Raw genomic sequence first — 10846 nt, 5'->3', positions numbered from 1 at the left:
TCATCCACCTTATGAAAACCACTTTTCCCTCTTCCTCCAGCCTTTTTGGCGTTCGTCTACCTTATGAAAACCACTTTTTCCTTTTTTCTCCTGCTTTTTGGCGTTCATCCGGTTTATGAAAACCACTTTTCCTTCTTTCCCCTGCTTTTTCCGCATTCCTCCACCTCACGAACACCACTTTCTCCACTTCCCCGCCCCACAACTCCCACAAAAAAAGACTGACATCCACAGTCAGCCTTTTCCCATTGACAGTTATTTTGGTCTTTCACTTGCCAAAAATCCAAAGGAAACATGATCCTGAACTGGAATCCATGCACCAATTCCTTGAGAAGTTACATTTTTAACGACAATTGATTTTTTGCTTCCTTTAAGCATTATATAAACTTCTCCATATGTCACTTTCCCCTTTTCATTGACTGCAGGAGCGTATCCATATAAATACCCAAGTCTTTTAGGTGGAATATTGTAGACTTGATCTTTCTTTGTCCCTGTACCGATTACCGTTTCAAATGCTAGAGATAGTCCTGAATTTTGTGTTGCCTTTACTAGCATCATTTTCCTTACTTGCTCTGCATTTGGCACCTTGGCTGTTAAACCACCTCTCACCGTTTTCTGTGATTCTTGCACATAATGAATTTGATATGGTGATTTGCCTCCGCGGTTATCGTAAAAATTGGTATTTATTTTTTGATATTCCCAATTCGGGGCTGTTTCCGTCGATTCATAGTTAAGTGGCCATTGGCCTAAATACACAATCGCTTTATATCCTAAGGCGAATGGCGTGCTATTTACTGTTGATTCATTCAGCATGCGGATTAAATCTGGATTATCGATCTTCACCTTGGTAGAATCAATAAGCTGCTGCGTCAATTCACTAGGCTGCAGCTTGGGTACATCTTGAGTCGGATTCGGATACGTATTTTCTTTTGTAATATTCATAACTGAATTTGGTATCGTAACAATTTGGGATTTCGGTAAATTCTCTTCTTTTTCTTTCTCTTTTGCTTTTTCCGCATAAGTTAACATTGGAAGCATTAAGAAAAAAGATAAAAGCACAATCGTTATTTTCTTATACATAACCAGTTTGAACTCCCTTCAAATAATCATCCATAACTATGATTATTTTTTTCGGAGTTCGCCTAGATTATCCATTATTAAAATAATTTTTTTCTGCCTTCTACTTCACAACAAATTTCCCTGTTAATTTTGAGCAGTACGGATGGAAGAATTGAATCGCTGGACCGAGCCCAAAAGCGATAATTAGTGTACCAAGTCCAATTGGTCCATTTACTAAAAAAGCAAAAACTAAAGCAAGTAATTCCCCGATTAACTTGGCCGTCATAAGCGTAACACCGAATCTTTCTTGAATTGTAACCATAAAATGATCGATCGGATTTAAAGGAAATTCTGATTGCAAGTAGAGAGCTATGCCTAAACCAATAATAACTAATCCAGTAATAAGTAATAGCAATTGGCTCATAAACATAAAATAATGGAGCTGATTGACGAGATGAGCCATCCAGAAATCAACGAATAACCCGAGAATAAAGACCGTTGCAAGGGATAATAAATTGGGCTTTTTGCGTAAAAGGAAAGCATTAACGAATATAAGGATGATTCCTACAATAACAATCCAGCTACCTATTGTTAGACCTACTAAATGAGATAGTCCTACATTAAGCGCATCCCAAGGACCGGCTCCCAAGTTTGCTTTAATTGTCAAAGTAGCCCCAAATGCTAATATAAATAGCCCACCAACATAGAAAAGGCATCGAAAAAACAGTGACATTCCCCTTTTATCTCCTTTCTCTATCCATGCTTTTTTCGCTACTTCCATTCATATGCATTAGAAGCTTGAAACTTGTCCATTTATCACAAAATAAAATAATCAGAATATTTACATTTATTAATTATTATTGTATAATAAGGGTACCAAATAAAAGGAGGGTAGCTATTTAGATCGCTTGTATTTTAGTAAAGGAGGAAAATAAAAACCTTTGAATATTCATCAATCAGCATTTTATCTAAACAATAAAAGGAAAAGAGGTTGGTGATCCGATGGAAGCGACATGATAGATTCCCTAAACAACATATTTAAATCAACGAATACTTATAAAAGACTTATTTTTGAATAGTAGAGAGGTGGATTCACGCAAGAAAGCCTAGCCGCTGTAAAGAAAGCGGCTAGGCCTTGTTATTTTCTGTATATTGATTTTTTAGAGTAAATAAAATCCAATTCCCATAATCACATAAGCAGCTAACAATGTTGCTCCCTCAAACCAGTTCGTCTCTCCGTCATTTGAAATGCTCACCATTAATAACACCGCTGTTGCCATGCTAATAAGTTCTGGCAGGGTAAAAACTAATGACATTCCGCTTGGGAAGAATAAAGAAATTAGCACTAATAATGGTGCGACAAACATTGCGATTTGCAGTGTGGATCCAATGGCGATTTCAACAGCAATATCCATCTTGTTCTTATAAGCCATTACAACAGCTGAAGCATGTTCTGCTGCATTCCCAACAATAGCAACAATAATTATTCCGATAAACAGCTCTGACCACCCAAAGGACTCTGCTACTACCTCAAAGGTATGTACAAGGTTTTCTGATACATAAGCAACAGCTATTGTTGCAATCGCCAAAATGGTAATACTTTTTTTCACAGACCATTCTGGAGTCTCCTCATGACCATGCCCACTTTCGCCATTCTTTTCGACATGATAAACCCCGCGGTGAGTGACAAGCTTGAACAATAATGCTGCTACATATAATAAAATCAAAATAATAGCTATTCCGATACTCAATGAAAGTGTTTTTTCTTCATTCATATCTATGGTAAATACTTCTGGAATAACAAATGCAACGATTACTGCGAATATCAACAGACCAGAATTATGACGAGCATCATAAACGTTAAATTGTTGTCTCTTATACTTTAATCCCCCCATAAAGAAGGACAAACCTGCTACAAGCAATAAATTCCCTAGTACAGAACCAGTTAAGGATGCTAATACTACTTCCGTTAACCCCTCGCGTAATGCAAAAATAGCAATGATTAATTCTACCGCATTACCAAAAGTAGCATTTAATAATCCACCAATTCTCGGACCAGCAACAATCGCCAAGCTTTCTGTCGCTCTCCCCATAAAGCTAGATAAAGCAATGATTGTAAGACAGTAAATAACAAACAAAAGAATACTTGACCAATGGAGCAAAGAACCAATTACCGATAATGGCACCCCTATAAAAGCTGCTATCATGAATATTTTATTAACCATTTTTTCGCTTCCTTTCTTCTATCACTTTCATATAATTTCCCATCCAACCGGAGACTAAACTTATTATACAGCTACTCCGCCCAAATATAACCAATTTCTAAAAAATTATTTCTTTTCTCGATTAGGAATTAACTTATTTATTCCCAAAAAAAAATCTATTGCAATACTGTTCAATCCCATTTAACATCGTTTAGGGAGACTAAATATTGTCATCAGGTAAAACATTGGGGAGTATACATATGAACAATAAAAAATTCGCAGTATTAATTAGCATTGTCAGTATTTCAGGATTTAGTCAAGGAATGCTGCTTCCATTAATAGCAGTAATTTTTGAAAATGACGGCCTTTCTTCTAGTTTAAATGGATTAAATGCTGTAGGACTCTATATAGGGATTCTTCTTATTTCTCCTTTTATGGAATATCCTTTGCGTAAATATGGGTATAAACCTGTAATTATTTTTGGCGGGTTAGTTGTCATCCTATCTTTAGCACTTTTTCCACTATGGAAGACATTTTGGTTTTGGTTCCTTCTTCGTTTATGTATCGGCATCGGTGATCACTCCCTCCATTTTGCTACGCAAACATGGATAACTACGGCATCACCTAAGGATAAGCGTGGACGAAACATTTCTCTATACGGTGTTTTCTTTGGAATTGGATTCGCAGTAGGGCCATTATTAACACCATTAGTAAAAGTAAATGAATCTCTTCCTTTTATTCTTTCATCTACTATGTGCTTTATTGCTTGGGTTTTTATTCTATGGATTAAAAATGATTTCCCAGAACAAACGATTGAAACCAATTCATTTATGGATACAATGAAACGCTTCTCTAGTGCAATGAAATATGCATGGATTGCCTTTCTTCCACCACTTGCTTATGGTTTCTTGGAGTCTAGCTTAAACTCAAGCTTTCCGGTTTACGGGTTAAGAATTGACTTAACCGTTGTCCAAATTTCTTTTTTACTCACTGCCTTCTCCATAGGAGCGATTGTCTTTCAGCTTCCTTTAGGAATGATTAGTGATCAATACGGCAGAAGACGGACGCTTGTAACGATTTTAATGATTGGAACCGTCTGCTTTTCTTTCGCAAGTATACTGGAAGCCTATTTAATTGGTTTAATCATTTGTCTATTCCTTGCTGGAATGGCGGTTGGCTCTACCTTCTCTTTAGGAATTAGCTATATGACCGATTTAGTTCCAAACAATCTTCTTCCCACTGGAAATCTTCTATGTGGAATGGCTTTTAGTATTGGTAGTTTAATTGGTCCTTATTTGGGAGGCGTATTTATTCAATATTTCCAGCATATTAGCTATTTTGTAGTGATAGCTTCCATCCTCTTTATTGTTTGTATGATCATTTTTTTCTTTGGAAAAAAAGAAAGAAAAAATCATCGTTTAGCAGAGGCAAAATGATGTTCAGCACATACAATATGTGGTAGGATAATCATATAAAATTAAATATCAAAAATTATTTCTATTCGTTTTTTATGCTGTCACCTTTTTAGGTGGCAGCTTTCGTGTTTTTTAAGGGTATTGAAGTTGATTCTCTCTCTCAATAAGATACTCCATAAACTTAGTTATCTAAAGGAGGAAAACGAAAATGTCTACAGAAACGGAATTAAAATCCTTTGTACCATCCAATGTAGAAGTGAAGCCATCTTTATTCGCAAAGCTATCTCCTCATTTCGAGCTTATTGCTGCCGGTATAAGTGCCATTTTCATTGTTATAGGATGGGTCTTACGCCATTTTGATTATTCATCCATTTCTATCGCTTCATACTTACTTGCTTTTGTGATTGGCGGATATGCCAAAGCAAAGGAAGGCATCACAGAGACAATTGTAAATAAAGAATTAAACGTCGAAATGCTAATGATTTTTGCAGCAATCGGTTCTTGCCTTATCGGATACTGGGCAGAAGGAGCGATTTTAATATTTATCTTTGCTGTAAGTGGCGCGTTAGAGACTTATACAATGAATAAGAGCAACAAGGAAATATCTGCACTCATGAATTTACAACCTGAAGAAGCAATAAAAATACTCCCTGATGGTCGTGAACAAATTGTTGCAGTCTCCTCTCTTACGGTCTCAGACACGATTTTAATTAAGCCAGGAGAAAGAATCCCCGTAGATGGGAAAATAATGAAAGGAACAACCTCCATTGATGAAGCAGCTATTACAGGTGAATCGATACCACTAGCGAAGGGAATAAATGATGAAGTACTGGCAGGAACCGTAAATATTAGTGGCTCCATAACCGTGATACTCACAAAGCATTCAGACGAAACATTATTCCAAAAAATTATTACATTAATTCAATCAGCACAAAGTGAGAAATCTCCTTCTCAGGCCTTTATCGAAAAATTTGAAGGAGCATATGTCAAAATTGTCTTGTCTATCGTTGTCCTATTAATGTTTCTTCCCCATTTTCTTCTAGACTGGTCTTGGAATGAAACATTCTATCGAGCAATGATCTTTTTAGTTGTAGCATCCCCTTGTGCATTAGTAGCAAGCATTATGCCAGCTACCTTATCTGCAATTTCAAACGGAGCAAGAGCAGGAATTCTTTTTAAAGGTGGCGTTCATCTAGAAAATCTTGCCCATGTAAGAGCCATTGCTTTTGACAAAACTGGTACATTAACAAAGGGAATGCCGGTCGTTACGAATGTGATTGTCGATGAAAAATTTACCGAAAAAGAGATTATCCAGATAACGGCTAGTATTGAACGCCATTCAAATCATCCCTTAGCAAAAGCTATTGTTCGATATGCCGAGCAGGAATATAAAGAAATGTTAAAGCAGCCAGAAAGTATGCAGGATAATTCTGGTTGGGGCGTTACAGCAATCATGAATAATGCAGAATGGCGAATCGGAAAAGCAGCTTTTGTGGGAGAAAAAGAAGCCAAAACTTTTCATCAAGGTGTGTATGATCAATTATCCGAGGAAGGAAAAACAGCTGTATTTGTCCAAAAAAATGCAGAAATAATTGCATTAATTGCATTAAAGGATGTTGTCCGGGAAGAATCGAAGGAAGCCATTGAGAGCTTAAAACAAACCGGCATTTATACTGTTATGCTAACAGGCGATAGCGAAAAAACCGCGAAAGCAATTTCCATAGAAAGCCATGTCGATGAATATATCGCCGAATGCCTGCCAGAAAAAAAGGTCACTTCGATGAAAGAAATGAAAGAAAAATACGGAATCGTTGCAATGGTTGGGGATGGAATTAATGACGCTCCAGCTCTCGCTACTGCAAATGTAGGAATTGCGATGGGAGAAGGGACAGATGTTGCCTTAGAGACCGCAGATGTCGTATTAATGAAAAATGATTTACCTCGCATCGCAGAGGCGATTCATTTATCAAAACGAATGAATCGGATTATTAAACAAAATATCATTTTTTCTATTTCTGTTATTATGCTTCTTATTGTTTCTAACTTCTTACAAATCGTTGCTCTTCCTTTTGGCGTTATCGGACATGAGGGAAGTACAATCTTGGTTATCTTAAATAGCTTACGTTTGCTTAAAAACTGAAACAATTCCATTCTAAAACTCAAATCTTAAAGTAGATTTGAGTTTTTGCGCTTATCTTTCTCCCTATGATAAAGTGAAATTGGAACCAGTAGTGTTTAAATGTTTTACGAAAGGCAGTGGTTAATGATGATTTTTGAAACAGAAAGATTATATGCACGAGAAATGACAATTTCTGATTTAGGCGCATTAGCTCAAATCCTTCAAGATCCTCATGTTATGTATGCCTATGAACATCCCTTTAGTGATGAAGAGACACTTAATTGGTTAAATCGTCAATTAGAACGATACAAGGATTTTGGTCATGGTTTATGGGGATTGGTATTAAAAGAAACGGATGAGATGATTGGTCAATGTGGCCTAACCTATCAGAATTTTGCTGGAAAGTCTGTACTAGAAATAGGCTATTTACTCCGAAAGGACGCATGGCATCAAGGTTATGCCATTGAAGCAGCAAGAGAAGCCAAAAATTATGCATTTGAAAAGCTGAAAGCCGATGAAGTCTATTCCATCATACGTGATACTAACATTTCCTCCATGAATGTGGCCATTCGTAATGGAATGACAATAAGTGGAAGAGAAATTCGCCACAGTTATGGCGTGGATATGCCACACTACGGATTTACTATTCGTAAGAACGAATAGTAAGTTTTCAGCAAACAAAAAAACTCCCATCATAGAGCTAGCTATAATGGGAGCATTCATTTATTCGCTTAAAGCTTAGTGATAGCCGTTTTGCCCGTTAGCAGATCCTGATGTTTTATGCTTTGGCTTGCTTTTACCTTTTTGTTTTGTGCCACCATCTTTTTTTGTATGCTTAGTCATCCTAATTCCTCCTTATTAATTGTTTTCCCCTCTAATAGTTTGTACTTTTTGTCTTCTTTTATGGAGGTAAATTACGGATTTATTAACAAGGCTCTTTCTTTCTTTCCGTGAAATAAGCATTAATTTCCCCACCCAGTATAATAATGATTCCTGTTATATAAAACCAAATCATTAGCACAATAATCGTTCCGATGCTTCCATAGGTAGCCGAATAATTACTAAAGTTCCCAACATAATAGGAAAAAGCCAAGGAGGCAAGTACCCAGCCAATCGCTGCAAAAATTGCTCCTGGAATTGCGGAAATACACTTAAGTTTCTTATTAGGGGCAACCCAATAAAGGGCAAGAAATACAATAAATAAAATAATGGGCGAAGCAAGAAATCTTAATGTGTTCCACATAGATAAGAATTCCTCTGTTAAATCAAATTGGGAAAATAAAAACATGCCTATCTGTTCTCCAAACACTGGTAACAGTAATGCTACTACTACGACTGCAATCATTCCAAGCGTCAGCAAAATAGACATTCCTCTTGCAACAAGAAAAGATCTAGTTTCTTCCACATCATAGGCTTTATTTAGCGCCTTCATGATCGCATTTAGACCATTTGAAGCAGACCATATTGTTGCGATAATCCCGAATGATAAAAGACTAACATTTCTGCTTAACACTTGATCAATATTTGTTTCAATAGTATCCATAATGTCTCCAGGTGCAAATCCATCGACCACTCCTAATAAATCTTCTTTTGTAATAGGAAGATAAGGAAGGAGCGTCATAACGAAAATGAGTAATGGAAAAATAGACAAAAGGAAATAATAGGATAATTGTGCAGCGAGATCAAATACACTATCTTGCTGGATTTTCTTGATGAGAACCTTTATAAATTGAATGACCTCTCCCATACAAAATCACCGTCCTAACAGTTCTTTTATGTATGTCTATTGCCCTTTAAAGTACAATTAAAAACATATCCTCTGATAAAGAGCATTTAATTATCGGGAAAAAGCATTTCTTTTGCCGCAAGCAAATGTAGCCTAAATGATATTTCGGATAGAGAAATCTATATCATTTAGGCCATTAACTAGATATAGTTCATAAAAACTGCTTGTTTACGTTACACAGTATCAATTGAAAATTCATCTTATACTTGATTCTGTCTCAGGTAAATAGTGTATGCTAGAAACAAGCTTTCTTTCCTGATTTTTAGTGTCACCATTGAAAAAGGCTTCCTTCGTATCGTGGATAATGGTTGCTACCACCGGTGTTATCCCTTTTAATTCTTCCAATTGTTTCTTTACAAACGCAGCATCATCAGAAATTTTCAGCGCTGATTTTTTTATTTTTTCTGCAGTCCTATTAAGACTAGATGACATTTGATCAAAGTCTGTTACAGTATCTTTTGCATGCTGTATATTAGTAACTGCATTTTGCCTTGTTTGCTTGTCCAGCAAACTGATCGCCGTTCCAATAAGACTTCCGATAAAAAGACCTTTTGAGATACTCATTTTCATCTTCCTGCCGCCCTTCTTTTATTGACTATTGAAGGATGGGATAGGTTTGCTTATAAAGCATACTTCTTTTTTATCTCCCTTAACAATCCTTCACATCCATCCTTCACTAATGCAAAAACCTCATCAAAATTACCTGTATAATATGGATCTGGTACTTCTTTTCCCGTTGAATGGTCCGTGTAATCCATTAAAAGGCGTACCTTTGTGTCATCTAGCATTTCATTTAGCTTTCTAATATTTCCAATATTACTGTTATCCATTGCAATGAGATAATCATATTCTTCTAAGTCCTTATCCACCAGCTGGCGAGCATAAATCCCCGTATCCTTAATCTTATTTACCCTTAGGATAGCTCTTGTTCCATGATGTGGCGGATTCCCAGTATGCCATCCACCTGTTCCAGCTGAATCGCAAACAATCTTCTCTTGCAATCCTTCTTTTTCGACTAAGTCACGGAATACCGCCTCAGCCATAGGGGAACGGCAAATATTTCCTAAGCAAATAAATAAAACACGTACTTTCATTTTTATTTTCCTCCATTTTTTTATTTACATACTTTATTTCCTTTTTATTTGATTTTAAATATCTTATTTTTGCGAATCACAGTCTATATTGACATTTCTATGTTTGCATGAAAAGATGAATAGAACAACTTTATTGTCCAAGAAAGGGGAAAGGTATGAATTTAGAAAATAAAACCGCCGAAAACGTAAATTTCATGATTGAAAAAATAAAAGAGAAGTTAAAAGTATTAAACATAGGTGCCATTAAATCCACTCATTTCGACGAAAATCTTTATGATGACATTAAAGAAATTTATGAGCATGTAATGAAGAGAGATTCCTTTAGTCCAAATGAAATGCAGGCTATTGCCGAAGAATTAGGAAGCTTACGTAAGCAATAAGAGAAGCAAAGTTCAACTATTATCAGTAGGATTTTTTCCATTTACTCTGATAGTAGTTGAACTGAGTCTTACCTTCACGAAATTCAATGATCCTATCTGTTAGCCAGTTGTTAAAATGCAAGAGTTAAATTGGCTTTCTTTCAAATGCTCTATCCTTAAGTAATTGAGTATGACATCAACCTTAAAAAACTTCTTTCTTCCCGCCTAATATTTTCTTTATGTACAAACTACAGATCAAGCATCTTGATCTGTAAGTATAATGGTACCTTCTTTCGTGATTGCAATTGTATGTTCATATTGTGCGGAGTGCTTACCGTCTATTGTTCTTGCAGTCCATCCATTGTTATCCATTTTCATTTTATAATCGCCGACATTGACCATTGGTTCAATCGTAAATACCATGCCTTCTTTTATCCGCGGTCCTTTGCCAGCTAATCCGAAATGAGGGACTTCTGGTTTTTCATGAATTGCTTTTCCAATGCCGTGGCCGATAAAGTCTCGAACAACAGAGAATCCTTGTTCCTCTACATATTGTTGAATAGCAAATCCAATATCCCCAATTCGATTTCCAGGCTTAGCTTGTTCAATTCCCACATACAATGCTTTTTTTGTCACTTCCATTAGTTTCTGTAACTCTGGTGATACTTCTCCCACCGCATATGTCCATGCAGAATCAGCCAATGCACCATTATAATTAACAACCATATCGATTGTTACAATATCCCCTTTTTTCAATGGGTCTTTCCTTGGAAAACCGTGACAAATTTCATCATTAATACTTGCACATGTCGC

Annotated in this window: 12 protein-coding genes; 4 read left to right on the top strand and 8 right to left on the bottom strand. The window is 36.3% G+C overall.

Annotation, left to right across the window (positions count from 1 at the left end; translation table 11 throughout):
• Positions 1–9 precede the first annotated feature (9 nt).
• The 4 genes from RTL21_RS21740 to cax all read right to left on the bottom strand — a co-directional run bounded on the left by RTL21_RS21740 (position 10) and on the right by cax (position 3281).
• Positions 10–156, bottom strand: coding sequence for a hypothetical protein (locus RTL21_RS21740; RefSeq protein ID WP_312099067.1), 147 nt, complete (start codon positions 154–156; stop codon positions 10–12).
• Positions 157–252: 96 nt separating this feature from the next.
• A complete protein-coding gene (locus tag RTL21_RS21735) occupies positions 253–1077 on the bottom strand; it encodes a YfkD famly protein (protein WP_312099065.1) in 825 nt (274 codons plus the stop codon).
• Between the two features lie 100 nt (positions 1078–1177).
• Positions 1178–1837 carry a YczE/YyaS/YitT family protein gene (locus RTL21_RS21730; protein WP_312099063.1) on the bottom strand — a complete coding sequence of 220 codons (660 nt, stop codon included), beginning with the start codon at positions 1835–1837 and terminating at the stop codon, positions 1178–1180.
• Between the two features lie 379 nt (positions 1838–2216).
• Entirely contained in the window at positions 2217–3281 is a 1065-nt protein-coding gene (cax, locus tag RTL21_RS21725) for a calcium/proton exchanger (protein WP_312099061.1), read from the bottom strand.
• A gap of 239 nt (positions 3282–3520) precedes the next feature.
• Between cax and RTL21_RS21720 the strand changes: the two genes are divergently transcribed.
• The 3 genes from RTL21_RS21720 to RTL21_RS21710 all read left to right on the top strand — a co-directional run bounded on the left by RTL21_RS21720 (position 3521) and on the right by RTL21_RS21710 (position 7457).
• Positions 3521–4696, top strand: coding sequence for an MFS transporter (locus RTL21_RS21720; RefSeq protein ID WP_312099059.1), 1176 nt, complete (start codon positions 3521–3523; stop codon positions 4694–4696).
• Positions 4697–4883: 187 nt separating this feature from the next.
• A complete protein-coding gene (locus RTL21_RS21715; RefSeq protein ID WP_312099058.1) occupies positions 4884–6815 on the top strand; it encodes a heavy metal translocating P-type ATPase in 1932 nt (643 codons plus the stop codon).
• A gap of 99 nt (positions 6816–6914) precedes the next feature.
• A complete protein-coding gene (locus RTL21_RS21710) occupies positions 6915–7457 on the top strand; it encodes a GNAT family N-acetyltransferase (RefSeq protein ID WP_312099057.1) in 543 nt (180 codons plus the stop codon).
• A gap of 262 nt (positions 7458–7719) precedes the next feature.
• Here the strand turns inward: RTL21_RS21710 and RTL21_RS21705 are convergent, their stop codons facing one another.
• From RTL21_RS21705 to RTL21_RS21695, 3 genes are all read right to left on the bottom strand, one after another.
• Positions 7720–8541 (bottom strand): YihY/virulence factor BrkB family protein, encoded by an 822-nt coding sequence (locus tag RTL21_RS21705; RefSeq protein WP_312099055.1) that lies wholly within the window; start codon positions 8539–8541, stop codon positions 7720–7722.
• A gap of 234 nt (positions 8542–8775) precedes the next feature.
• On the bottom strand, positions 8776–9144 hold the full coding sequence (locus RTL21_RS21700) for a YtxH domain-containing protein (protein ID WP_312099053.1): 369 nt from the start codon (positions 9142–9144) through the stop codon (positions 8776–8778).
• 56 nt (positions 9145–9200) lie between these two features.
• The gene (locus tag RTL21_RS21695; protein ID WP_312099052.1) at positions 9201–9674 is read right to left on the bottom strand and encodes a low molecular weight protein-tyrosine-phosphatase; all 474 of its coding nucleotides are present in this window, start codon (positions 9672–9674) and stop codon (positions 9201–9203) included.
• Between the two features lie 155 nt (positions 9675–9829).
• On the opposite strand from RTL21_RS21695, the gene RTL21_RS21690 reads away from it, so the two are divergent.
• Positions 9830–10054 (top strand): DUF1128 domain-containing protein, encoded by a 225-nt coding sequence (locus tag RTL21_RS21690; RefSeq protein ID WP_312099050.1) that lies wholly within the window; start codon positions 9830–9832, stop codon positions 10052–10054.
• A gap of 234 nt (positions 10055–10288) precedes the next feature.
• Here the strand turns inward: RTL21_RS21690 and map are convergent.
• Positions 10289–10846: type I methionyl aminopeptidase (gene map, locus RTL21_RS21685; protein WP_312099048.1), on the bottom strand; the 558-nt coding region annotated here is incomplete at its 5' end.

This window comes from Niallia sp. (assembly GCF_031978665.1).
Classification (GTDB): Bacteria; Bacillota; Bacilli; order Bacillales; family Cytobacillaceae; genus Niallia.
Note: the sequence above shows the minus strand (reverse complement) of the source record. Positions and strands in the feature narration are given on the sequence as shown.

Coding starts and splice junctions, on each gene's coding strand:
- RTL21_RS21730 (WP_312099063.1), bottom strand. CDS start 1,837: ATGGAAGTAGCGAAAAAAGCATGGATAGAGAAAGGAGATAAAAGGGGA.
- RTL21_RS21695 (WP_312099052.1), bottom strand. CDS start 9,674: ATGAAAGTACGTGTTTTATTTATTTGCTTAGGAAATATTTGCCGTTCC.
- RTL21_RS21740 (WP_312099067.1), bottom strand. CDS start 156: ATGCGGAAAAAGCAGGGGAAAGAAGGAAAAGTGGTTTTCATAAACCGG.
- RTL21_RS21700 (WP_312099053.1), bottom strand. CDS start 9,144: ATGAGTATCTCAAAAGGTCTTTTTATCGGAAGTCTTATTGGAACGGCG.
- RTL21_RS21720 (WP_312099059.1), top strand. CDS start 3,521: ATGAACAATAAAAAATTCGCAGTATTAATTAGCATTGTCAGTATTTCA.
- RTL21_RS21710 (WP_312099057.1), top strand. CDS start 6,915: ATGTTTTACGAAAGGCAGTGGTTAATGATGATTTTTGAAACAGAAAGA.
- cax (WP_312099061.1), bottom strand. CDS start 3,281: ATGGTTAATAAAATATTCATGATAGCAGCTTTTATAGGGGTGCCATTA.
- RTL21_RS21690 (WP_312099050.1), top strand. CDS start 9,830: ATGAATTTAGAAAATAAAACCGCCGAAAACGTAAATTTCATGATTGAA.
- RTL21_RS21735 (WP_312099065.1), bottom strand. CDS start 1,077: ATGTATAAGAAAATAACGATTGTGCTTTTATCTTTTTTCTTAATGCTT.
- RTL21_RS21715 (WP_312099058.1), top strand. CDS start 4,884: ATGTCTACAGAAACGGAATTAAAATCCTTTGTACCATCCAATGTAGAA.
- RTL21_RS21705 (WP_312099055.1), bottom strand. CDS start 8,541: ATGGGAGAGGTCATTCAATTTATAAAGGTTCTCATCAAGAAAATCCAG.